At 67.9% G+C, this 24,794-nt stretch carries 15 protein-coding genes; 9 read left to right on the top strand and 6 right to left on the bottom strand.

Features of this window, described 5'->3' with window-relative positions:
- Positions 1 to 3: 3 nt before the first annotated feature.
- The 4 genes from O6X71_RS11005 to O6X71_RS10990 form a co-directional block, all read right to left on the bottom strand.
- The gene (locus tag O6X71_RS11005) at positions 4 to 3,390 is read right to left on the bottom strand and encodes a chromosome segregation SMC family protein (protein WP_353465925.1); all 3,387 of its coding nucleotides are present in this window, start codon (positions 3,388 to 3,390) and stop codon (positions 4 to 6) included.
- Positions 3,391 to 3,762: 372 nt separating this feature from the next.
- On the bottom strand, positions 3,763 to 4,503 hold the full coding sequence (locus tag O6X71_RS11000; RefSeq protein ID WP_353465924.1) for a thioredoxin domain-containing protein: 741 nt from the start codon (positions 4,501 to 4,503) through the stop codon (positions 3,763 to 3,765).
- Positions 4,504 to 4,520: 17 nt separating this feature from the next.
- Positions 4,521 to 5,186 (bottom strand): thioredoxin domain-containing protein, encoded by a 666-nt coding sequence (locus tag O6X71_RS10995; protein ID WP_353465923.1) that lies wholly within the window; start codon positions 5,184 to 5,186, stop codon positions 4,521 to 4,523.
- Positions 5,186 to 5,749 (bottom strand): DUF721 domain-containing protein, encoded by a 564-nt coding sequence (locus tag O6X71_RS10990; RefSeq protein ID WP_192976822.1) that lies wholly within the window; start codon positions 5,747 to 5,749, stop codon positions 5,186 to 5,188. Before O6X71_RS10990 ends, O6X71_RS10995 begins: the two co-directional genes overlap by 1 nt.
- A 26-nt stretch (positions 5,750 to 5,775) precedes the next feature.
- Between O6X71_RS10990 and mutY the strand changes: the two genes are divergently transcribed.
- From mutY to O6X71_RS10950, 8 genes are all read left to right on the top strand, one after another.
- Positions 5,776 to 6,825 carry an A/G-specific adenine glycosylase gene (mutY, locus tag O6X71_RS10985; protein WP_353465922.1) on the top strand — a complete coding sequence of 350 codons (1,050 nt, stop codon included), beginning with the start codon at positions 5,776 to 5,778 and terminating at the stop codon, positions 6,823 to 6,825.
- Positions 6,822 to 8,174 (top strand): serine hydrolase domain-containing protein, encoded by a 1,353-nt coding sequence (locus O6X71_RS10980; protein WP_353465921.1) that lies wholly within the window; start codon positions 6,822 to 6,824, stop codon positions 8,172 to 8,174. The genes mutY and O6X71_RS10980 overlap by 4 nt, the downstream gene beginning before the upstream one ends.
- A gap of 5 nt (positions 8,175 to 8,179) precedes the next feature.
- The gene (gene nudC / locus O6X71_RS10975; RefSeq protein WP_353466233.1) at positions 8,180 to 9,097 is read left to right on the top strand and encodes an NAD(+) diphosphatase; all 918 of its coding nucleotides are present in this window, start codon (positions 8,180 to 8,182) and stop codon (positions 9,095 to 9,097) included.
- A 17-nt stretch (positions 9,098 to 9,114) separates the two neighbouring features.
- Positions 9,115 to 10,521 (top strand): L-serine ammonia-lyase, encoded by a 1,407-nt coding sequence (locus tag O6X71_RS10970; protein ID WP_353465920.1) that lies wholly within the window; start codon positions 9,115 to 9,117, stop codon positions 10,519 to 10,521.
- A gap of 10 nt (positions 10,522 to 10,531) precedes the next feature.
- Complete coding sequence (locus tag O6X71_RS10965) at positions 10,532 to 12,568, top strand: M3 family metallopeptidase (protein WP_353465919.1); 2,037 nt, start codon at positions 10,532 to 10,534, stop codon at positions 12,566 to 12,568.
- Entirely contained in the window at positions 12,565 to 13,626 is a 1,062-nt protein-coding gene (locus tag O6X71_RS10960) for a PLP-dependent cysteine synthase family protein (RefSeq protein ID WP_353465918.1), read from the top strand. Before O6X71_RS10965 ends, O6X71_RS10960 begins: the two co-directional genes overlap by 4 nt.
- A 7-nt stretch (positions 13,627 to 13,633) precedes the next feature.
- Positions 13,634 to 17,173 (top strand): hydantoinase B/oxoprolinase family protein, encoded by a 3,540-nt coding sequence (locus O6X71_RS10955; protein WP_353465917.1) that lies wholly within the window; start codon positions 13,634 to 13,636, stop codon positions 17,171 to 17,173.
- An 83-nt stretch (positions 17,174 to 17,256) separates the two neighbouring features.
- Positions 17,257 to 19,560 carry a glycoside hydrolase family 3 C-terminal domain-containing protein gene (locus tag O6X71_RS10950; protein ID WP_353465916.1) on the top strand — a complete coding sequence of 768 codons (2,304 nt, stop codon included), beginning with the start codon at positions 17,257 to 17,259 and terminating at the stop codon, positions 19,558 to 19,560.
- A 331-nt stretch (positions 19,561 to 19,891) separates the two neighbouring features.
- Here the strand turns inward: O6X71_RS10950 and O6X71_RS10945 are convergent, their stop codons facing one another.
- Both O6X71_RS10945 and O6X71_RS10940 read right to left on the bottom strand, forming a co-directional pair.
- Entirely contained in the window at positions 19,892 to 21,703 is a 1,812-nt protein-coding gene (locus O6X71_RS10945) for a DUF885 domain-containing protein (protein WP_353465915.1), read from the bottom strand.
- 438 nt (positions 21,704 to 22,141) lie between these two features.
- The gene (locus O6X71_RS10940; RefSeq protein ID WP_353465914.1) at positions 22,142 to 23,230 is read right to left on the bottom strand and encodes a mannose-1-phosphate guanylyltransferase/mannose-6-phosphate isomerase; all 1,089 of its coding nucleotides are present in this window, start codon (positions 23,228 to 23,230) and stop codon (positions 22,142 to 22,144) included.
- Between the two features lie 161 nt (positions 23,231 to 23,391).
- On the opposite strand from O6X71_RS10940, the gene O6X71_RS10935 reads away from it, so the two are divergent.
- On the top strand, positions 23,392 to 24,780 hold the full coding sequence (locus O6X71_RS10935) for a TIGR03013 family XrtA/PEP-CTERM system glycosyltransferase (protein WP_353465913.1): 1,389 nt from the start codon (positions 23,392 to 23,394) through the stop codon (positions 24,778 to 24,780).
- The last annotated feature ends 14 nt before the right edge of the window (positions 24,781 to 24,794 follow it).

Genomic DNA, 24,794 nt, shown 5'->3' with positions numbered 1-24,794 from the left:
TCCCTACGCGGTTGCAATGAGTCCGGTCGCGGCTTGTAGGTCGACCGAGACCAGCCGGCTGACGCCGCGTTCGATCATCGTCACGCCGAACAGGCGATGCATGCGGCTCATCGTGACGGCGTTGTGCGTGACGACGAGGTAGCGCGTGTCGGTGTCGCGCGACATGCGGTCGAGCAGGTCGCAGAAGCGCTCGATATTGGCGTCGTCGAGCGGCGCGTCGACCTCGTCGAGGACGCAGATCGGCGCCGGGTTGGTGAGGAACAGGCCGAAGATCAGCGCGACCGCGGTCAGGGCCTGTTCGCCGCCGGACAGGAGCGTTAGCGACTGGAGGCGTTTGCCGGGTGGTTGCGCCATGATCTCAAGGCCGGCTTCGAGCGGGTCGTCGGAGTCTATCAGTTCCAGATGCGCTGCGCCGCCGTCGAAGAGGGTGGTGAAGAGGCGCTGGAAATGGCCGTTCACCGCCTCGAACGCGGCGAGCAGGCGCTGGCGGCCTTCACGGTTGAGCGTGCCGATCGAGCCACGCAATCGGTTGACGGCTTGCCCGAGTTCATCGCGTTCGACCGCGTTGCCGCGCGCGGACTCTTCGAGTTCGGCGAGTTCGGTTTCGGCGACGAGGTTGACCGGGCCGATCCGCTCGCGGTCGGTGGCGAGACGGTCGTGGATGGCGGACTCGTCGGCTGGCGCGTGGACGTCTGCGACCGCGAAGCCGAGACGTTCGGGGAGCACCGGGGCGGGGCATTGGAAGCGCTCGCCCGAGAGGCGGCCGAGATCGAGGCGGCGTGCTTCGTGGTTTTCGACGCGGGCGATCGCGCCGGCGCGGGCTTCGCGGGCGACGGCGAGCGCTTCGGTGGCGGCGCGGTGGGTGTCGTCGGCGGTGCGGGCGGCGGTTTCCGCGGTGCGTTCGGTGGCGAGGAGCGCGTCGGCGGTTGTGCGCGCTTCCTGGTGTTCGGCGTCCAGCGTGGCGATCTCTGCGTCGAGGGCGGCGGGGCGAGCGGCGATCGCGGCTAAGTCGGTGCCGAGCGTGGTTTCGCGCGCGTCCATGGCGGCGATGCGTTTGGCGGCTTCACCGGCGCGCGCGCGCCAGCTTCGGGTGTCGGCTTCCGCTGCGGACAGGCGTTCGCGGTGGGCGGCGATGCTGCGGTCGAGCGTGGTGCGATCGGCGCGGGCCTGCGCGACGGCGGCGCGGGCGCGTTCGGCGTCGTATTGGAGCGTGGCGACCTGGCGCGCGTTGGCGGTGCCGTCGGGGACGGCGGCCATCGCGGCTTCGGCGCGGGTGCGGTCGGCGTGCGCGTCGGCGACGTCGTCGGCGATACGCTGCGCGCGAATGTCGAGGTCGGCGCGCTGGGTGGCGAGGCGTTCGAGCGCGGCGGCGGCGCGGTCCTCCTGGCGGATGGCGTCGCGCGCGGCGGTTTCGGCGCGTTGCAGGGCGGCGCGGGCGGTTTGTGACTGGCCTCTAGCCTGGGCGATCCGCTCGTCGATCACGGCGCGCGTTTGTTCGGCGTCGTCCAGCGCTTTGGCCGCGGCGGGGCGGGTGGCCTGGAGTGCGGCGAGGCGGTTGCGGCGGACGAGGCGTTCGGCGGCGGCCGCGCCGGTGCCGGTTGCGGTAAAGCCGTCCCAGCGGCGGAGTCGGCCGTCTCGGGTGACGATGCGCTGGCCGACGGCGAGGTGTTGCTGGCCGTCGGTGTCGACGACGAAGACCTGTGCGAGCCTGCGGGCGAGGGCGGGGGGCGCGTCGACATGCTTTGCCAGCGGTTCGGCGTCGGCGGGCGGGGCGGGGTCGTCTTCGCGGGGCGCGGCGCCGGCCCATGCATCGAGGTTGATGTCGAGATCGTCGCCGAGCGCGGCGGCGAGTGCGCGTTCGTAGCCGGTGCTGGCGGAGACGTGGTCGAGCAACCGGTCCCGACCGCTGCGCTGCGTTGCCTTGGTGAGTGCGGTCACTTCGCTGTCGATCGCGGCGAGGTCTGCGCGGGCGCTGGCACGGGTGGTTTCGGCGGCGTCCCGCGCGCTGGTCGCGGCGGCTTCGTCGGTGTCTGCCTGGGTGATGGCCTGACGAGCGGACTCTGCGGCGGCGGTCGCGGTACGTCGGGCTTCGGCGGCGGTTTCGCGCTCTGCGGCTAGCGGCGCGGGGTCGCCGAGGGCGCGGAGGGCGGCGGCGATCTGCGCAGCGTCACGATCGGCGCGGTCGGCGCGGGTGCGGGCGGCGGCGAGGGCTGCGCTGGCGACGCGGACTTCGGCGGCGTCGCGGGCTTGCGTGGCGAGCGCCTGGGCCAGCGCGACCTCGGCGTCACGGGCGCTGCGTTCGGTTTCGGCGAGTGCGGCGTCGAGATCGGGGATCGCGGCGGTGGCATCGGCGATCGCGGTGTCGAGCGTCTTGGCCTCGTCGGCGAGGCGGGCGAGCGCGGCGGCGGCGTCGCTGGCGAGCGATCCTTCGCGGGCGCGGTCGTCGGCGATCCGGGCGCGCGTGTCGGTGAGGTCGGCGATCCTGCGCTCGACGCTGGCCTTCTCGGTTTTGAGCGCGGCGAGGCGGTGGGCGAGGTCGCCGACGAGGTCGCGCGCGGCGAGCGCGGCGGTGCGGGCGGTGGAAACGGCTTCGATCGCACGATGCTGGTCTGCGGCGGCTGCGCGTTCCGCTTCGGTGAGTGCGCGGACACGGGTTTCTGCGGCGCTGGCTTCGGCTTTGGCGGCATCGGCTGCGGTGGCGGCTTCGCGCCAGCGGGCGAAGAGCGTGCGTGCTTCGGCGACGCGGATCTGCGCGGAGATGAGGCGGTAGCGTTCGGCGGCGCGGGCTTGGCGTTTCAGCGTGGCGGCGCGCGCGTCCTGGTCGGAGATGATCTCGTCGAGCTTGGCGAGATTGGCTTCGGTGGCGCGGAGCTTGCCCTCGGCGTCTTTGCGGCGGACGTGGAGGCCGGCGATCCCGGCGGCTTCCTCCAGCATCGCGCGGCGGTCGGCGGGTTTGGCGGCGATGACGGCGCCGATCTTGCCCTGGCTGACGAGCGCGGGGGAGTGCGCGCCGGTGGCGGCGTCGGCGAAGAGCAGGCCGACGTCCTTTGCGCGGACGTCGCGGCCGTCGATCCGGTAGGCGGAGCCGGCGCCGCGTTCGATCCGGCGGACGATTTCGCGTTCGTCACCACTTATTTCGGCGAGGATCGAGACTTCGGCGAAGTCGCGTGGGGGGCGGGTGGCGGTGCCGGCGAAGATCACGTCTTCCATGCCGGCGCCGCGCAGCGATTTCGCACTGGCTTCGCCCATCGTCCAGCGGAGGGCTTCGAGGAGGTTCGATTTGCCGCAGCCGTTGGGGCCGACGACGCCGGTGAGGCCGGGTTCGATGCGGAGATCGGCGGGGTCGACGAAGCTCTTGAAGCCGGTGATGCGGAGGCGCTTGATCTGCATTCTTGCGCCCCCCGACGACTAAAGTTGGATCCTATCGCGAACCGAACCCCGAACCTTGCGTCCCCGCGAAGGCGGGGACCCAGACTGGGCTCCCGCCTTCGCGGGAGAACAAGAAGGGCAGGCTGCCTTGGACACGCCCACCACACTTGGTGCTTCTCCCCACCCGTTCGTGCTGAGTAGAGACCGAGTAGCTTCGCTTAGAAGCGTATCGAGGGCTCGTATCGAAGCATGGGTTGCGCACGCCAACCTGTCCTTCGATACGCCGTCTCGATACGCTCCGTTGGAGCTACTCGACAGCTACTCGGGACGAACGGGGGTGGGGTGGGGCGTTCGTCCCGAATGGACTTAGTGGGCGCTTCAATGGCGTGCGGCTCACGCCCCAGCCGCCTTCAGCGCCTTCTCCATCTGATCCCAGCTCACGACCTGATCGAGCTTCCTGTCGTTGATCAGGAACGTCGGCGTGCCCGTGACTGTCCCGGCCTGCATCGCGTTCTCGGTCGGCTTGGCCATCACTTCGAGCTGCTTCTGATCCGCTAGGCACGCGCGCGCCTTCGCTTCCGGGATCCCGCGCTGCTTGACGAAATCGATTGCGCCCATCTGTTCGGCGAGCTTGGTCGCGACGACCGTCGGCGGCTGGTTGGCGAGCGCCTTCTGCTGGTCTGGCGTCATCGCCTGGAGCTTGTCGAGGAAGGCGATCTGGTTGCCGTACATCTGCTCGAGGATCGGGAAGAACGGTGCGACGCCGCCGCACTGGCCAAGCAAAGTCAGCGCCACGTCAGGTGCGCCGTGGACGAGGAAGTCGCGGAATTCGAAGCTGACCTTCCCGGTCGAGACATATTTTTCGGTCAGCGGCTTGTAGGCTTCGCGGCCGAACGCGCCGCAGGTCGGGCACGAGCGTGCGCCGTATTCGACGAGCTTGATCGGCGCGTTCGGGTTGCCCATCAGGTAACCCTCGGGGGTCTTTACGACCGTCTCGGTCCAGTTCTGGCCGGCGGGGGCTGCGGCGGCTGCTACCGGCGCGGCGGCGGGCTGGTCGACGTTGCCGGTCGAATCGTTCTTCGAGCAGGCGGCGAGCGCGAGCGGCAGGACGGCGAGGGCGATTACGAACTTCATGCTGTTACTCCAGTGGGTTACTTGGCGCCGGCCTTGCGGAGCGCGGGTTCGAGCTGTTCCCAGCCCACGTGCGGGACGATCTTGCCGTTGAGGTAGAAGGTCGGCGTCGAGTCGATCTCCTTCGGCGCGTCGGCGGTCAGTTTGACGATGCGGTCGATCTCGGGCTGGTTGGCGAAACACACGTTTATCGCGGCGTCCGATAGCCCGCGCGCCTTGATCATCGCGGTCAGGCCGGAGCCGTCGGCGTTGGCGCGGATCTGGGCGGCCGCGGGGTACATGGCGAGGCGCGCGGCGTTGCCCTCCTGATACTCGATCCCGCGCTCGAGCCATTTTGGCTGCGCGGCGAAGATCGCGGACGAGGTGGCGGAGAAGCCTTTCGGGCCGGTGCAGCGGGCGAGGATCGCCGCCGACAGGTCGAGCCGGTCGCGGATGAAGTGGCGGAACTCCAGGCTGGTCGAGCCCGATGCGATCATCTGGCGCTTGAGCACGGGTTCGGACTTCACCGAGAAGTCGGCACAGTGCGAGCAGGTGTAGCTGGCGTATTCGACGAGCTTCACGCGCGCGGCGGGGTTGCCAATCAGGTACGCGCCCGAGGGGAGGATGCGCGCGGTCTGCGACCAGTCGCGCTTGGGCGCGGCACCGGTCAGCAGGAAGAGAGCGAAGACGGCAAGGAGGACGCGCATCAGTTGATCCTGGGAAGGCCGTGCGTCGAGGCGACGCCGGCGGCGAGGGATTCGAGGACGGCGCGCAGTTCCGGGTCGGCGATGCCCTTCAGGCTCATACCGAGATCGACGGGGACTGGGCGGATCGAAGGCGGGGCCTTGCGTGGGACGGGGGCGGCGACCTCGCCCTGGCGGATCGCGACCTTCACGATCGCGGCGTACCCGAAGAAGCGGTTCACGCGCTCGATGATCTCGGGCGCGATGTGCTGCATCATCGGGGCGTGCGCGCCGCGGACGGTGAGGGTGAGGACGCCGTCCTGCTTCTTGCCGACCGGGAAGCGGATCGATTCGGGGATGCTCGCGCCCGCCAGTTTCGCGCCGACGATCTCGGGCCAGCGGCTGACGATCGACGATTGGACGAAGCCGAATCGCCGGAATGCCGCGCCGCCGATCGCGGGCAGCAGCTCGGCGACCGCGCGCGAGCGGTTCTCGCGCGGGGCGTCTGGGTCGGTCCTGCCTTTCACGCGCTTCGTCGCCGGCTTGGGCGTCGCAGATTTAGGCACAGAAACGGGCGGCTTGCTCATCTGCGAACCCATGCCATAGGCGACGCGTGAACGCCAAGCGCTCTTCGGTCTCCGGGGCCCTGCTCGACTGGTATGACGCGCATCGTCGCGACCTGCCGTGGCGCGCGAAGCCGGGCGAGGCGGTCGATCCGTACCGGGTGTGGCTGTCCGAGGTGATGTTGCAGCAGACGACGGTGGCGGCGGTGACACCGCGGTTCCTGGCGTGGACCGCGCGGTGGCCGGATTTCGCAAGTCTGGCGGCGGCGGACGATGCCGATGTGATGGCTGCGTGGGCGGGGCTTGGGTATTACGCTCGGGCGCGCAATCTGGTGAAGGCGGCGAAGGCCGTGGTCGCGGAGCATGGCGGTGTGTTTCCGCGGACCGAGGTGGAACTGCGCGCGCTGCCGGGGCTCGGCGCATATACTGCGGCAGCGGTGGCGGCGATCGCGTTTGGCGAGCGCGCGGTGGTAGTCGATGCGAATGTCGAGCGGGTGGTCGCGCGGGTGTTTGCGATTCAGACGCCTTTGCCGGCTGCGCGACCGGCAATTCGGGCGGCGGCGGATTCAATTACGCCGGATACTCGCGCGGGGGATTTCGCGCAGGCGATGATGGATCTGGGGTCGGGGATCTGCACGACGCGCGCGCCGAAATGTTTGCTGTGTCCGATCCGCGCGCATTGCGAAGGCTTTGCTCAGGGCGCGCCCGAGCGGTTGCCGGTGAAGGCGAAGAAGGCGGCCAAGCCCCAGCGGTACGGGACGATCTTCTGGCTGGAGCGCGACGGGCAGGTGCTGCTGGTGCGGCGGCCGGACAAGGGTTTGCTCGGCGGGATGCGGGCGTTTCCGACCGGGCCTTGGGGTGAGGCCGCACCCGGTTTCGAGGATGCACCGGCGCAGGCGGATTGGCGGATGCTGGACGAGACCGTGGCGCACGGATTTACCCATTTCGATCTGCAACTGACGCTTGCGGTGGCGACGGTCGAGGCGCATCAACCGCGCGTTCCAACGGCAAGCGAATGGTGGCCGATCGACGAGCTGGATACCGCCGGGCTCCCGACCGTTTTCGCCAAAGCCGGCAAGACCATACGGAGAGCTGCATGAAATTGGTGCACTGGATTTCGACGGGGGGCCTTGCCGCATTGGCTGCCGCCACGGCCTATGCCCAGCAGGCGCAACCGCGTCCGCAACCTTTGCGTCAGGCTCGGCCGACACCGCGGATGACGATCCCGGTCAACGCGCTGCTGCCTGCGACGTCTGCGCTGTTCGACGGCTATGTCGCGCAGGACAAGATGCCGGGGATCGTCGGTGCGTTCGGCGCCGGCGACGGTCCGACACTGTTCCCGTCGGCGGGGAAGATCAGCGACGCCCCCAATGCTCCGGCGGCAGGCCCCGATTCGCTGTGGCGCGTCTATTCGATGTCCAAGCCGATCACGGGGATGTCGGCGATGATGCTGGTCGAGGACGGCAAGCTCAACCTCGACGATCCGGTCAGCAAATATATCCCCGCGTTCAAGGACATGAAGGTCGCGACCAGCCCCGACACGTCGCTCGCCACGCGGCCCGCCGTGCGGCCGATCACGATCCGCAATTTGCTGACGCACACCGCCGGGCTCGGCTACACGATCGTCACCAAGGGGCCGCTGCTCAAGGAATATGAGCGGCTCGGGATCCTGCCGCTGTCGGTCAGCGCAGCGATGGAAGAGAAGATGCGACCCGCGCGTCCGAAGTCGCTCGAGGAGTTCGCCAACCGCGTCGCGACGCTGCCGCTGATCGCCGATCCCGGCACCAAGTGGAGCTATTCGATCGGGCTCGACGTGATGGGGCGGGTGATCGAGGTCGTGTCGGGCATGAGCTTCGAGCGGTTCGTGCAGACGCGGCTGTTCGATCCGCTCAAGATGAAGTCGAGCTTCTGGCAGGTGCCGCAGAGCGAGGTCGGGCGGCTGGCGACCAACTATGCGTTCGTCGGGGACGCGCGGACGCCGCTCGATCCGGCGGCGAACTCGGTGTTCCTGCAGAAACCGAGCTTTCCGTATGGCGGCGCTGGCCTCGTGATGTCGGCGCGCGATTACGACCGGTTCCTGCACATGATCCAGGACGGCGGCACGCTCGACGGCGTGCGCGTGATGAAGCCCGAGACGATCGCGCTGGCGACGTCGAACCTGTTGCCGGCGGGCGTCGTGTTCGGCGGAGTCGGTGGCGGCACCGGGGGAACGCAGGGGAGCAACATGGGCTTCGGCGCGGGCGGTTCCGTCGTGCTCGCGGATACGCCGAACGGGCCCGGCAAGGGCACCTATGCCTGGGGTGGTGCGGCGGGCACGATCGCGTGGGTCGATCCCGCGAAGCATTCGCGCGGCAACGTGATGGTTAATTACTTCCCGGCGGACCGGATACCGCTCCGCCAGCAGGTGGTCGCGGCGCTGCTCCAGGATGCGGCGAGGTTGCGCCGATGAGCGTGATGGACGCACCTGGGTTTACCGGTGGGACGCTCGACCGGTCCGATGCATTGCGTCACGATCCGGAAGGGCTGGCGGCGGCGCAGCGCGATTGGCGTGCGCGGTTGCTGGTGCTTGATGGGCTGCTGCCCGGCACGACCGACGACGGGCATCTCGCCTGGACGTCGATGGCGGACATGCCGGACGATGCCGAGCCGATCCTGCTTGGGCTCGACGAGACCGGGCGGCCGCATTTCGCGGCGCTGCTGGCGGGCATGCGCGTCGACAATGCGCCGGCGATGCGGTCGCCTGCGCTGATGGCGGTGCTGGCTGCGCTCGCGCCCGGTGAGGCAGCGACGTACGCAGGTGCGCGGAGTGTGATCGATTGGCACGTCCGGCATGGGTTCTGCGCGAAATGCGGTTCGCCGACCGAGATGTTCCGGGCGGGGTGGGCGCGGAAGTGCCCGAACTGCGGGACCGAGCATTTCCCGCGCGTCGATCCGGTGGTGATCATGATCGCCGAGCATGACGGGCGGGCACTGCTCGGGCGCGGCAAGGGGTGGCCGGCGGGGCGGTATTCCGCACTCGCTGGTTTCGTCGAGCCGGCCGAATCGATCGAGGAGGCGGTCGCGCGCGAGATCCTCGAGGAGTCGGGGGTTCGGGTCGGCAAGGTGCGCTATGTCGCGAGCCAGCCCTGGCCGTTTCCGTCGTCGCTGATGATGGCGTGCGTCGCGGAGGCCGAGGACGATGCGATCACGCTCGACGTGAACGAGCTCGAGGATGCGATGTGGGTGCCGCGCGAGATGGTGCGTGCGGTGTTGCGCGGGGAGGAGGGGCCGTTCGTCGCGCCGCCGCCCTATGCGATCGCGTACACGCTGCTCACGGAATGGGCTCAAGGAATGGGCGCTGCGTCAGCTTCGGATGGACGGCGCGGGGTATAGTCTCGTAACGGCGATGCATGACTCCGCTGACCTTTGATCGCCCGGACGAGCAGACTCGCGCTCGCCCCGATTGCCACCAGGCGATCAGCATCCTCGACCTGTTCACGATCGGGATCGGGCCGTCGAGTTCGCATACCGTCGGGCCGATGCGTGCTGCATGGTTGTTCGCCGACCTGGTCGCGGACGAGACGCCGGTGGCCGTGCGCGTCGACCTCTTTGGTTCGCTCGCGCTGACCGGGCGGGGGCATGCGACCGACAGCGCGGTCATGCTGGGCCTGAGTGGTGCGCAGCCCGAGACGATCGATCCGGACCTGATCCCGGTACGCCTCGCGGCGATCCGGTCGAGCGGGCGGCTGATGCTGGCCGAGCGGGTGGAGATCGGGTTCGAGGAGAGCCAGCACCTCCTGTTTCATGCGAAGACGTTCCTGCCAGGGCACCCCAATGCGGTGACCTTCACCGCGTCGTTCGGTGACGGGCGCAGCGTCGAGCGGACCTATTTCTCGATCGGTGGCGGGGCGATCGTCGAGGCGGGCTCGGGGCCGGTGAAGGCCAACATCCTGTTGCCGCGGCCGTTTTCGTCCGGCGCGGAACTGCTCGCGACCGGGGACGCGACGGGGATGACGATCGCCGACATCGTTCGCGAGAACGAGATCGCGTGGCGGCCGGAGAGCGAGACCGCTGCGTTCCTCGATGCCGTCCGTGGTGCGATGTTCGCGTCGATCGATCGCGGGTGTCGGCAGGGGGGTATCCTGCCGGGCGAGCTGAAGGTGCCGCGGCGGGCGAAGGCGCTGTTCGAGGGCTTGCAGGCGCGCGATACCGCGGCGGATCCGTCCGCGGTGTTCGAGTGGGTGAGCCTGTATGCGCTCGCCGTGAACGAGGAGAATGCCGCGGGGGGCCGAGTCGTGACCGCGCCGACCAACGGCGCGGCTGGCGTGCTGCCGGCGGTGCTGCGCTTCTACGAAACGTTTACGAAGGACTCTACGCCGAAGGGTGCGCATGATTTCCTGCTGACCGCGGCGGCGATCGGGTTTCTCTACAAGAAGCGCGCGTCGATCTCGGCCGCCGAGATGGGGTGCCAGGGGGAGGTCGGCGTCGCGTGCTCAATGGCGGCGGGGGCGCTGGTCGCGGCGCTTGGCGGGACGAACGAACAGATCGAGAATGCGGCGGAGATCGGCATGGAGCACAACCTCGGCCTGACCTGCGATCCGATCGGCGGGCTGGTCCAGATCCCGTGCATCGAGCGCAACACGATGGGTGCGATCAAGGCGATCAACGCTGCGTATCTGGCACTGCGGGGGGACGGTCGCCATATCGTCAGCCTCGATGCGGTGATCGAGACGATGCGCCAGACCGGTGAGGACATGCGCTCGCAATATAAGGAGACGTCGCTTGGTGGCCTGGCCGTCAACGTCGTCGAATGCTGAAGGATTTCCCATGACTGCCCCGACGAACCCGCTTCTCGATACGCTGTCGCTGCCCCGTTTCGCGGAGCTCTCGCCCGATCAGATCGCGCCAGCGCTCGACGAGGCGATCGCGCGGCATGAGGCGATGGTCGAGGCACTGACGACCACGCGGCCGACCGATTTCGCGGGCGCGTGGTTGCCGTACGAGCGTGCGAATACCGAGATCGGCGCGATCTGGTCGGCGGTGTCGCATCTGCACGGCGTCGCGGACACCCCCGAACTGCGCGCGGCGTATTCGGAGGGACAGAAGCGGCTCGTCGAGAACGACATGAAGGTCGGGCAGAACCGCGATTTGTACGAGGTGTTCGTCGCGCTGAGCGTGTCGCCTGAGTTTGCCGATTTGCCGACCGAAGATCGGGTCGCGGTCGAGCAGGCGATCCGCGACTTCACGCTGTCGGGCGTCGCGCTGGAGCCGGAGGCGCGCGATCGGTTCAGCGAGATTTCGGTCGAGCTTTCGGGGCTGTCGAACGAGTTCGGCAGCGCGGTGCTGGATGCGACCGACGCGTGGTCGGAGCTGGTGACGGACGAGGCGAATCTTGCGGGGATTTCGGACGCGGACAAGGCGATGTTCGCGGATGCGGCCAAGGCGAAGGGGCAGGCGGGCTGGCTGGTCACGCTGCAACAGCCGAGCGTCAACGCGGTGCTCACGTTTGCCGAGAACCGCGAGTTGCGCGCGCGCACGTACCGCGCGTTCGCGACGCGCGCGTCGGACCAGGGGCCGAACGCCGGCGAGTTCGACAACAGCGCGCGGATCGCGCGTATTCTTGAGTTGCGGCACGAGGGCGCCAAGCTGCTCGGCTTCACCGATCCGGTCGCGTGGTCGCTGGAGACCAAGATGGCGCCGAACGGCGCCGAGGTGATCGCGTTCCTGCGCGATCTGGCGCGGCGCGCGAAGCCGGCAGCGGAGCGCGACCTTGCCGAGCTGAAGACGTTTGCCGCCGAGCAGCTCGGGATCGCCGATTTCGAGCCGTGGGATGCGGGCTTCGTGTCGAACCGGTTGCGGCAGGATCGCTATGCGGTCGATGCGCAGGTGGTGAAGGCGTATTTCCCGGTCGCGCGCGTGATGGAAGGCTGGCAGACGCTGATGCAGCGGCTGTTCGGGATCAGGCTGGTCGAGCGCGACGACGTATCGCTGTATCATGACGATGCGCGATTCTTCGACGTGGTGGACGAGAGTGGGACGGTGTTCGCCGGGCTGTATCTCGACCTGCACGCGCGTACCGGCAAGCGTGGCGGCGCGTGGATGGCGCAGGCGCGGCCGCGGCTGCACGACGGCAATACCGTGACGGTGCCGGTCGCGTATCTCGTCTGCAATTTCGCGCCCGATGGCGGTGAGACGCCGTCGCTGCTGAGCCACAACGACGTGACGACGCTGCTGCACGAGACCGGCCACTGCATCCACCTGCTCTTCACCAAGGTGAACCGGCCGAGCATCGCCGGCACCAACGGTTTCGAATGGGACGCGATCGAGCTGCCGAGCCAGTTGATGGAGGATTTCGCCTGGGACAAGGACGTGCTGACCGGCATGTCCGGCCACTACAAGACCGGCGAGAAGCTGCCTGCCGACCTGTTCGAGCGGATGGTGAAGGCGCGGCATTTCCAGGCGGGGATGTTCATCCTGCGCCAGGTCGAGTTCGCGCTGTTCGACCTGTTGCTCCATCTCGGCACGATGGGCAGCGATCCGATCGAGGTGATCGAGGCGGTGCGCGACGAGGTGGCGGTGATCCGCCCGCCCGCATGGCACCGCTTCCCGCACGCGTTCAGCCACATTTTCGCAGGCGGTTATGCGTCGGGCTACTACAGCTATCTCTACGCGGAACTGCTCGCGGCGGATGGCTTCGAGGCGTTCGCGGAGGCTGGCCTCGTCGATCGCAAGACCGGCGACCGCTTCCGCGAGGAAGTGCTCGCGCGTGGTGCGACACGGCCGGCGGCGGACAGCTTCCGTGCATTCCGTGGGCGTGACCCTGAGCCGACCGCGATGCTGGTCCGTCACGGGCTGCAAGGGTGACGAAGCGCGTCGAGCGGCGTTGGTTGTCGGAAGCGGTACGGCGGATCGAGGCGGACTATAACCGGTCCGCCGACACGCATCTGATCCGCGTGGATTTGCCGCGGTATCCCGGCATCGTGCTGTATCTGAAGGACGAGAGCTCGCACCCGACCGGCAGCCTCAAGCACCGGCTCGCACGGTCGCTGTTCCTGTACGCGCTGTGCAACGAATGGATCGGGCCGGAGACGACGGTGATCGAATCCTCGTCGGGGTCGACCGCGGTGTCGGAGGCGTATTTCGCGAAAATGCTGGGGCTGCGGTTCATCGCGGTGGTTCCGGCGACGACGGCCAAGCCGAAGTTTGACGCGATCCGCTTTCATGGCGGCGAGATCCACATGGTCGACGATCCGCGCACCGTATACGCGGTCTCGCGCCGGCTCGCGGCCGAGACCGGCGGGCATTATCTCGACCAGTTCACCTATGCCGAGCGCGCGACCGACTGGCGCGGCAACAACAACATCGCCGAGAGCATCTTCGCGCAGATGGCCGAGGAGGAGCATCCGTGCCCGTCCTGGATCGTCTGCGGCGCGGGCACCGGCGGCACGTCGGCGACGATCGGGCGCTTCATCCGCTATTGCCGCCACGACACCAAATTGTGCGTCGCCGATCCGGTGCACTCGGTGTTCCATCGGCATTTCGAGGATCGTTCGGTGGTCGCATTGCCGGAAGGGTGCGCGTCGCGGATCGAGGGGATCGGGCGGCCGCGGGTCGAGCCGAGCTTCGTGCCGAGCGTCATCGACCGGATGATCGCGGTCGAGGATGCCGACAGCGTCGGTGCGATGCGCGCGCTGTCCAATCGGCTCGGCCGGCGCGTCGGCGGCTCGACCGGGACCAACCTCTGGGCGTGCTCGCAGATCGTCGAGGAGATGGCGGCGGCAGGCGAGACGGGGAGCATCGTCACGCTGTTGTGCGATGGCGGCGACCGCTATGGCTGCACCTATTACGATGACGCTTGGCTCGATGATCGCGGGGTCGCGTGGACCGGGGCAGCGGCGCGGATGACGCAATTTCTGGGCTGAGTAACCGATGACCGCATGGCAGTTCTGGATCGATCGCGGCGGCACGTTCACCGACGTCGTCGCGCGGCAACCGGACGGGCGGATCGTCACCGCCAAGCTGCTGTCGGAAGATCCCGAGCGCTACGGCGATGCCGCGGTCGAGGCGATCCGGCGGCTGACGGATGGGGCGGACGTGCCGCTTGAACTGCGCATCGGCACCACGGTCGCGACCAACGCGCTGCTCGAGCGCAAGGGCGAACCGACGGCCCTCGCGATCACGCGCGGGTTCGGCGATGCGCTGCTGATCGGCCACCAGGAGCGCTCGGATATTTTCGCGCGCGACGTGAACCGTCCGCCGCCGCTGTTCGCGCAGGTCGTGGAGATCGACGAGCGGGTCGGGGCGGAGGGCGATGTGCTCCGGCCGCTCGACGGCGATGCGGCGCGCGCGGGGTTGCGGGCTGCGTTCGACAGCGGTTTGCGCGCCGTCGCGATCGTTCTCATGCACGGCTATCGCTTTACGGCGCACGAGGAGGCGCTGGCGGCAATCGCAACCGAGATCGGCTTCACGCAGATTTCGGTCAGCCACCGCGTCGCGCCGTTGATCAAGCTCATCGGGCGCGGCGATACGACCGTCGTCGACGCGTATCTGTCGCCGGTCGTCGATCGCTATGTCGCGGGCCTCAGCGACGCGCTGGGGCAGGGGGCGCTGTTCATGCAGTCGTGGGGCGGGCTGATCGACGGCGCAGGCTTTCGCGGCAAGGACGCGATCCTGTCGGGCCCCGCGGGCGGCATCGTCGGCATGGCCGCGACCGCGCGCGAGGCCGGGTTCGAACAGATCATCGGCTTCGACATGGGCGGCACCTCGACCGACGTGTCGCACTATGCCGGCACTTATGAGCGCGATACTGAGACGCTTATCGCTGGCGCCCGCATCCGCGCGCCGATGCTGCGAATTCACACCGTCGCGGCGGGCGGCGGTTCGATCTGCCGGTTCGACGGCGAGCGGCTGATCGTCGGCCCCGAGAGCGCGGGCGCGGTGCCGGGGCCTGCGTGCTACCGCCGCGGCGGGCCACTGACCGTGACTGACTGCAACGTGATGCTGGGCAAGGTGCGCCCCGAATTCTTCCCCGCGCTGTTCGGACCGGAAGGTGACCAGCCGCTTGATGCCGAGGCGGTGACCGCCCGCTTCGCGGAATTGCCGCTCGATCCGCAGGTCGCGGCGGAAGGGTTCGTGGCGGTGGCGGTGGCGAACATGGCGAATGCGATCCGGACGATCTCCGTCGCGCGCGGGCATGACGTGACGCGCTACACGCTCGCCTGCTTCGGTGGAGCCGGGGGGCAGCATGCGTGCCTCGTCGCCGATGCGCTGGCGATGGACCGCGTGATGATCCACCCGCTCGCCGGGGTGCTGTCGGCGTACGGCATGGGGCTCGCCGATCGTCGCGTGCTCCGCGAGGCGACCTCGGGTGCGGCGTTCGCGAATTACGATGAGATCGGCGCAGCGTTGGACGGGCTGGCGGAGGCCGCGCACGAAGCATTGGTAGCGCAGGGCGTCACGGCGGACGACGTGCGGATCGAACGCCGCGTGCATCTGCGCCGAGGCCAGACCGACCACACCATCGAGCTCGATCTCGACGAACCGGCCGTGATGATCGCTGCGTTCGACGCCGCCCATATCGCGCAGTTCGGTTTCGCCAGCGAAGCACCGCTGATCGCCGACCGGATCGTCGCGGAGGCGATCGCCGAGAGTCCGCCGATCGACGCCGCGCTCGTCGCGTTCCCCGAAGAGCCAGCCGCGCCGCTGTCGGTCGCGCCCGTCTACATGGCCGGCGCATGGCACGACACGCCCGTCCTTGCCCGCGAAGGCCTCCCCGCCGGACACGCGATCGATGGCCCCGCGCTGATCCTCGACAGCGTCTCGACCACCATCGTCGAGCCCGGTTGGCGTGCGCGCGTCGATCCGATCGGCAATCTGATCCTCGACCGCATCGCCCCCCGTATCGGTGCCAGCGTCGGCACCGAGTCCGATCCCGTCCGGCTCGCGATCTTCGCCGGACTGTTCATGAGCATCGCCGAGGAGATGGGCGCCGCGCTCCAGCGTTCCGCGGCCTCGGTCAACATCCGCGAACGCCTCGACTTCAGTTGTGCTCTGTTCGACGCGCACGGCAACCTCGTCGCGAACGCGCCGCACATCCCCGTCCATTTGGGCTCGATGGGCGAGAGCATCCGCACGATCATCGACGCGCGAGGCGGCGGCGCAGACGGCCGCGGTATCCGCCGGGGCGACGCCTATGCGCTCAACGCCCCCTATCGTGGCGGCACGCACCTTCCCGACATCACCGTCATCATGCCGGTCTTTGCAGATGACGGCGATGCGCCCGCCATCTTCGTCGCAGCCCGCGGCCATCATGCAGACGTCGGCGGGATCACCCCCGGATCGATGCCGCCCAAAAGCCGCTCGGTCGAGGAAGAAGGCGTGCTGCTCGACGACGTGCTGGTGGTCGACGAAGGGCGTTTCCTCGAAACCGAACTACGCGCGGTGTTCGCCAGCGGGCCGTATCCCGCCCGCAACATCGACCAGAACATCGCCGATCTCGCCGCGCAGTTAGCCGCCTGTACGCGCGGCGCGACTGGTCTCACACGACTCGCGAACGAGTACGGCACCGAGGTCGTCGCGGCCTACATGGAGCACGTCCAGGCCAATGCCGACGCCGCCGTCCGCCGCCTGATCGCAACGCTCGACGATGGCGCGTTCGCCTACGAGATGGACGACGGCGCCGTCGTCCGCGTGGCAGTCCGCGTCAACCGCGATGCCGCGACGATGGAGGTCGACTTCGCCGGCACCAGCGATCAGCGCCCGACCAACTTCAACGCGCCCGTCTCGATCGTCCGCGCCGCCGTTCTCTACGTCGTTCGCGCACTGATCGACGAAGCCGTGCCGCTCAACGACGGCTGCCTGCGCGGCGTGACGATCCGCGTGCCCGACGGCTCGATGCTCAACCCGCGCTACCCGGCCGCGGTCGTCGCCGGCAACGTCGAGACCAGCCAGGTCGTCACCGACGCGCTGTTCGGCGCGCTCGGCGCGATGGCGGCGAGCCAGGGGACGATGAACAACTTCACCTTCGGCAACGACACGCACCAATATTACGAGACTATTGCGGGAGGAGCAGGTGCGAGCCCCGGCTTCGACGGGGCGTCCGTGATCCAGACGCACATGACCAACAGCCGGCTCACCGACCCGGAAATCTTCGAGACGCGCTTCCCCGTATTGCTCGAGAAATTCTCGATCCGCCGCGGTTCGGGCGGGGCAGGCGCACACCACGGCGGCGACGGCGCGACACGGCGTGTGCGGTTCCTCGAAGGCATGACCGCCTGCATCCTCGCCAACCGCCGTCGCGTCCCGCCGTTCGGCATGGCGGGCGGCGAAGGCGGCGGACTCGGCTCGGCGACGGTCGAGCGCGCGGATGGCGGCATCGAGCACCTCGGCTCGACCGCCAAGGTCGACATGCACGCCGGCGACGTGTTCGTAATCGAGACGCCCGGCGGCGGCGGCTTCGGCAAGGCTTGATCACGCACGGGGTGCGACGGCTGGTTGCGATACCGCGACGAACGCGGCACACACGGCATTCTATCAGCCTGGAAAGCCAGCCCATGACCGCATCCCGTTCCCGCGCCCTGGTCGTCCGTTTGCTCGCGGGATCGGTGCTGGCGATCGCAGCGCCCGCCGTGGCGCAGACGACCAACAACGCACCCGGTGCGGCGGCGGGGCGGACCGAGGCTCCCAAGGCGCGGCCGTGGATGAACACCGCGCTGGGCGCCGATGCGCGCGTCGATCTGCTCATCAAGGAGATGACGCTTGACGAGAAGTTGCAGCTCACCTTTGGTTACTTTGCGACCAATGCAGACTGGCTGAAGACGCCGGTCAAGAACTGGGTCTATCCCAAGGATGGCCTGCCTGCATCCGCCGGGATCGTCCCCGGTATCCCGCGGCTCGGCATTCCCAACCAGTGGCAGACCGATGCCGGCGTCGGCGTCGCCAGCCAGCGCGGGCCGACGCCGCGGCTGCGTACCTCGCTGCCCTCCGGGATCGCGACCGCGGCGACCTGGAACCCCGAACTCGCGCAAGCCGGCGGCGCGATGATCGGCAACGAGGCGTTCCTGTCGGGCTTCAACGTGCAGCTTGCGGGCGGGATGAACCTGACGCGCGAGCCGCGCAACGGCCGCAATTTCGAATATGGCGGTGAGGATCCGTTGCTGGCGGGCGTCATCACTGGCCACGAGATCAAGGGGATCCAGTCGCAGCACGTCGTGTCGACGATGAAGCATTACGCGTTCAACGGGCAGGAGACGAACCGCAACAACATCGATCACAAGATCGGCGAACAGGCTGCGCGTCAGTCCGACCTGCTCGCGTTCGAGATCGCCAACGAGGTCGGCCAGCCCGGCTCGGTGATGTGTTCGTACAACCGCGTGAACGGTCATTATGCGTGCGAGAACGATTGGTTGCTCAACACCGTCCTCAAGCGCGACTGGGGCTTCAAGGGCTATGTGATGTCCGACTGGGGCGCGACGCATTCGACCAGCGAGGCGGCCAATGCCGGGCTCGACCAGCAATCGGGCTGGGCGTTCGATCGCTCGGCGTACTTCGCGGATGCGCTGCGCGAGGCGGTCAACAACGGTCATGTTACTGAGGCACGCGCGACCGACATGGCGCGGCGCGTGCTGTGGGGGATGTTTTCCGTAGGAGCGTTCGACACCGTCGTGGCGGGCGATCGCGCGACGACGATCGATTACGCCGGGCATGCCGCGGTAACCCGCGCGGATGCGGAGGAGGGCATCGTCCTGCTCAAGAACACCGCGGGGCTGTTGCCGATCGCCAAGACGGCCAAGTCGATCCTGTTGATCGGCGCGCACGCGGATGTCGGCGTGCTGTCGGGTGGTGGGTCTTCGCAGGTCTATTCGCATAATGCCCCGGCCAATGGCCTAATCGTGGCAGACGAGTTCCCGAGCGGGTTCCCGGGGCCGAAGACGTATCACGCGTCGTCGCCGATGAAGGCGTTGCAGGCGCGGACCGGCGCGACCGTGACGTATCTCGACGGCAAGGACGTCAAGGCGGCTGCCGCGGCGGCGCGGAAAGCGGACGTCGTCGTTGTGTTCGGCGAGCAATGGACGGGCGAGTCGTTCGACGTGCCCGACCTGAACCTGCCGGCTGGCCAGAACGCGCTGATTGATGCGGTTGCGGGGGCGAACAGGAAGACGGTGGTCGTGCTCGAAACCGGTGGCCCGGTGGTGATGCCGTGGCTCGGTAAGGTCGGCGCAGTGCTGGAGGCGTGGTATCCGGGCACGGCTGGCGGCGAGGCGATCGCGCGCGTGCTGACCGGCGAGGTCAATCCGTCGGGGCACCTGCCCGCGACCTTCCCGGCGTCGCTCGCGCAGATCCCGCGCCCGAAGCTCGAGGGCGATCCCAAGCTCGACCGCGATTCGCATCCGATGGGCAATTACGACATCGAGGGCGCCGCGGTCGGCTACAAGTGGTTCGACAAGACCGGCGCCAAGCCGCTGTTCCCGTTCGGTTATGGGCTGTCCTACACGAACTTCGCGATGAGCGGTTTGACCGCGGCGCCTCAGGGCAAGGGGATCAAGGCCGGGTTCTCGGTGAAGAACACCGGTGCGGTGCAGGGCAAGGCGGTCGCGCAGGTCTATGTGTCGGGTGCGGGCTGGGAGGCGCCGAAGCGGCTGGGGGCTTTCCGCAAGGTCGATCTCGCGCCGGGTTCCGAGCAGCCTGTTTCGGTGACGGTGGATCCGCGGTTGCTGGCGACGTTCGACGTCGCGAGCGGCGGGTGGAAGATCGCTGGCGGCGACTACAAGGTGATGCTGGCAACGTCGGCGGCGGATGTCGTGCAGACGGTTACGGTGCGGGTCGCGGCGCAGACGCTGGATCGTGGGGGGAAGTGAGGGCTGGTCCGTTCGTCCCGAGTAGGCGGCGAGTAGCTTCGTAGGAGCGTATCGAGACGGCGTATCGAAGGACCGGTTGTCGCGCGGAACCTGTACCTCGATACGAGCACTCGATACGCCCAAGAGGGCTACTCGGTCTCTACTCGGCACGAACGGATGTGGGCTGGTGGCCTGACTAGACGCGAACAGGGTTGAGGTCTCTGGCGAGAGACGCGGCAGCAATGGTTGATTGCGAACCAAGCGTAGTTGGCACTCCAGACTTTCCGTGTCCTCCCCCTCCGTCACCTTCGGCGCCACCTCCCCCTGGCGGGGGAGGATCAGAGCGCTTCGGTTATCCCCGCGCCTTCATCGCCGCGATCCGCTCGTCGACGCGGCGTTCCAGGATCGTGAGCGGCATTGCGCCTTCCTTCAGGATGTCGTGGAACTGCTTCAGGTCGAACTTGTCGCCTAGCGCGGCCTTCGCCTTCATCCGTGCGCGCGTCCAGGCCATGTGGCCGACCTTGTAGCTGCAGGCCTGGCCTGCCTGCGTGCAATAGCGCTCGACCTCGCGCTGCGTGCGGGGCCGGGCAAAGCCGGTCGTCGCGACCATGTAGTCGGTCGCCTTCTCACGGCTCCAGCGCTTCGCGTGGATGCCGGTATCGACCACCAGACGCGTCGCGCGGAACAGGAACGACTGGAGATACCCGGCGCGCTCCAGCGGCGACGCATAGGCACCGAGTTCGTCGGCGAGTTGCTCCGCGTACAGCGCCCAGCCTTCCGAATAGGCCGAGAAGAAGCCGATCTTGCGGAGCGTCGGGATGTCCTTCGATTCCTGCGCGAGGCTGATCTGGAGGTGATGTCCGGGCACGCCCTCGTGATACGTGAGCGATGGCAGCGTGTATTTCGGCCAGTCGCCGACGTCCTTCAGATTGACGAAGTAGATCGCCGGACGGCTGCCATCGAGCGAGGCGCGGTTGTAATAGCCGTTCGATGCGCCGTCCTGGATCTCGACCGGGACCGCGCGGATCTCGAGCGGCTGCGTCGGCACTTCGGAGAAGGCCTGGGGAAGCTTGGCGTACATCGCCTTGATGCCGTCGTTCAGGCCGGCGATCAGCTCGGCGCGGCCTTCCGGCGTGTTCGCGTAGAGCTGGTCCGGCGTCACGTTCAGCTTCGCCAAGCGCTCGCCGACCGTGCCGGTCGTGAAGCCCTGCGACTTCAGGATCGTGTCGAGTTGCGCGGTGATCTCCGCGACCTGTGCGAGGCCGATGCGGTGCACCTCGTCCGGGCTCATCGTCGTGGTGGTCGCCTGGTTCAGCGCCATCGCGTAGATCGCGTCGCCATTGGGCACGCGCCAGATTCCGTCGCCGGGCTTGGTGGTCGGCTTCAGCCGCTCGATCAGCGCGATCTGGCGGTCGAGCGCGGGATAGACCTTCGCGTCGACGATCTTCGCGGCGCGTGCCTGCCAGTCACCGGTCAGGCCCTTCGCCGCCGCGCGCTTCACCAGCGACTGGACAATGCTCGACGTGGCGGCAGGCTGGCTGCGAAGTTTTCGCATCTGGCCGAGCGTCAGGTCGAGCGACCAGCCGGGTGCGAGCAGGCCGCGGGCTGCCTCTGCCTGCTGCATCGCGCTTTCCTGATCGAGCACCGTGCCGAACTGGTCGAGCCGCGACAGATACGCCTCGGCATCCGGGGTGGCGTTGATGGTGTGCGCGGTGTTGAGGAAGTCGGGTACCTGGAAATAGGCGCCTCCCTGCTGGAAGATCCGGTAGGGGCGGATCGGGCTGTCCATGCCGAATTTCTCGGGCGCGGCGATCTGCGTGCTGAGCGAATAGCGGACGACTTCGAGGTTGAGCTTGGCGGCCGGCGACAGGCCTGCGCCGTCGTCGCGGGCTAGGCTGGCGAGCGCGGCTTTGGTCTCGCTCACGTCGCGTGCGCGCTTTTCCGGCGTGCGCGGCGAAAGCTGGCTCTTAAGGCCCGCAAGAGGCCCCTTGTCGAGACCCAGCGATGTCGCGAGTTCGGGCGACCGGGCGACGCTCGCCTGGAATATCCGCTCGAAATCGGCGTTGAGCGCGGTGTCGCCGCTCGACTGCGCGAAGGCCGACGACGGCAGCGTAGTGGCGAGCGCGGCGACGCCGCCCGATGCGAGGAACTGGCGACGATCCATGACGAACTCTCCCGTGAACTTTTGCGCATCTAAGCCGATCGCCGCGCGGACCGCCAGCGCTTCGGGATCGGAATTTCGGCGCGTCTGCGACCGGAACCGGCGTGGAAGATGCGTTCGTCGCGAAACCGCCGGAACAAGCGCGGATATCGTCGGTTTGACCCGAGAGCCCGGCGGTGTCCTTACCCCCCCCGAAGGATGCCGTCGGGTGTATGCGTAGGTGAGGTAGACGTGCGAAACGAGACATCCAGGCGTGAAGCCGGCGCACGATTGCACGATGTCGGCGAAACGTTGCGTTCATCCTGGCAGACGCCGACGGACACGATGATCACCGAGGACATTCCGACGTTGCTGACGCGCCTGTCTCAGGTGCCGAAGACCCGCAAGAAACCGTAATTCGACCGGCCCGGCGTGCAGCCGGACCGATCGTGCATCCCGACCTCAGTTCGTCGGCGCTGCCTTCTTCGCAGAGTCCTTCATGGCCTCGATCAGCTTCTTCACTTCCTGGCTGCGGCCGCGCGGCATGATGAGGACGTCGTTGCCGCTCGCGACCACGATCAGGTCCTCGACGCCGACCAGCGAGACGCGGACGCCGTCGCTGCGGACGAAGCAATTCTTCGTGTCGATCGCGAGCACGGCGCCGTCACCGTGGCTGCGGTGCGCGTTGCCGTCGCCGTCGGTGTCGCTGATCGCGTGGAGCGCGTCCCAGCTGCCCACGTCGTTCCAGCCCATCGCGACCGGCACAACCGCGACCCGGTCCGCCTTTTCCATCACCGCGTAATCGATCGAATCGTCGGGCGAGGCGGCGAAGGCGACCGCGTCGGGGTAGATCCGCGAGCCCTCGGTACGTGCCTTGTCCATCGCCTCCTGCGTGGCGGTCAGGATGCCCGGATCGAACTGTGCGAGCGCCTCGAGATAGGCATCGGCGAGGAACAGGAAAATTCCGCCGTTCCAGGCATGGTCGCCGCTCGCCAGCATGGACTGCGCCTTGTCGAGCGGGGGCTTCTCGACGAACCGCGCAACGCGGTTGACGCCGGGTTGCAATTCGTCGCCGATCTGGATCCAGCCATAGCCGATCTCGGGCGCATCGGGGGCGATGCCGAACGTGACGAGCCAGCCTTGCGTGACGAGATGCATCGCCGCCTCGATCGCGGCATGGAAGGCCGGAATGTCGCCGATGACGTGGTCCGATGGCATCACCAGCAACGCGTCGCCGCCACCACCCGCGGCGATCGCGGCGAGCGCGATGGCGGGTGCGGTGTTGCGACCGATCGGCTCGAGGATCAGTGCCTGCGGAGTTGTGCCGGCCTCGGCCAGCTGCTGTTCGACGAGGTCCGCGTGACGCGCATTGGCGACAACGATCGGCGCGGCGAAGCGTTCGCCGAACGCGCGGCCCGCGGTCAGTTGCAGCATCGTCTCGTCCGCGGTCAGCGCCAGCATCTGCTTGGGCATTTCGGGGCGCGACATAGGCCAGAGGCGCGTGCCCGAACCGCCTGAAAGAATAACGGGAACGATCTTACGTGCGGTCATGAAGCCTCCTGCTGGCGCCGAGCTATAACGTGGCAATTTCGCGCGCCAATCGCCGAATGATCGGATTGGCATGCCGTCTTCAGGCTTTTTTGGTGTTTTACTGCGAAACGTGGCGTTCAGGTGTCGGAAGCGTTTACACTGGTGCGTCGGGATAGCGGACGATGATACGGCTCTTCAAGCATTACGTACCCTATGCGGTCCTCCTGCTCGGCCTCGTCGATGCGGTGTTGTTGATCGCGTCGGCGGAGATCGGCTGGATCGTCCGCGCGCATCAGATCGGCATGGAGGTCGGCCCGATCCATACCCGGATCGCGCAGTTGCTGACGTTCGCGCTCGCATTGCAGGTCTCGCTGGTCGCCGTCGGCGCGTACGGCGTCGCGTCGTTCCTGTCGCTGCGCTTTGCCGCGGCGCGGCTGGCAGTCGCGCTCTCGCTGGGCGTGATGTTCCTGTCGCTGATCTTCTTCCTCGTCCCCCCGCTCGCGTTGTGGCGATCGAACCTGTTGTACGCGACGGTGATCGCCACCGTCCTGCTCGTCACGGTGCGCGCGGTGCTCGGCAAGACGCTCGGCGGCGAGACGTTCAAGCGACGGATCGTCGTGCTCGGTGCCGGCACGCGCGCCGCGCGGATCGAGACGCTCGCTGCGCAACCCGGCGTGAACTTCGTCGTCGCGGGCTACGTCCTGATGGGCGAGGCGGACCCGGTCGTCCAAGGCGCGATGCCGCGCGCCGATATCCCCAATCTCGCCGCGCATATCGTCGACCAGAATGCGAGCGAGGTCGTGCTGGCGCTCGACGAACGCCGCAACGCCCTGCCGATGAAGGATCTGCTCCGCGTCCGCACAACCGGCGTGCAGGTCAGCGAGATATCGAGCTTCCTCGAACGCGAGACGGGACGCATCGACCTGAAGAGCGTCAACCCGTCCTGGCTGATCTTCTCCGACGGGTTCGCCTCCAGCCGGATGCTGTCGAGCGTGTTCAAGCGCGTGTTCGACATCGTCGCCAGCGGACTGCTGCTGGTCGTTACCTTGCCGATCATCCTGCTCACCGCGATCGCGATCAAGATCGAGTCGAAGGGGCCGGCCTTCTATCGCCAGCGACGCGTCGGGCTCTACAACGAGGGCTTCGATATCCTGAAGCTGCGGTCGATGCGGCAGGATGCGGAGGTCGCGGGCAAGGCGGTCTGGGCGGCGGAGGACGATCCGCGGATCACGCGCATCGGTCGCTTCATCCGAAAAGTGCGCATCGACGAACTGCCGCAGACCTGGACCGTGCTGAAGGGCGAGATGAGCTTCGTCGGCCCGCGCCCCGAACGCCCGCAGTTCGTCCAGCAGCTCGAGGAGCAACTGCCGTTCTACGCCGAGCGGCATATGGTGAAGCCCGGGATCACCGGCTGGGCGCAGATCAATTATCCATATGGCGCGTCGATCGAGGACGCTCGCCACAAGCTCGAATACGACCTGTATTATGCGAAGAATTATTCGCCGTTCCTCGACATGCTGATCCTGTTGCAGACTCTCCGCGTGGTGTTGTGGCCGGCGGGCGCGCGGTGATTTTTGTAGCTGAC

Origin of the sequence: Sphingomonas faeni (genome assembly GCF_040407505.1) — a bacterium.
Lineage (GTDB): Bacteria > Pseudomonadota > Alphaproteobacteria > Sphingomonadales > Sphingomonadaceae > Sphingomonas > Sphingomonas faeni_E.
This window is presented reverse-complemented; position numbering and strand designations above follow the sequence as displayed.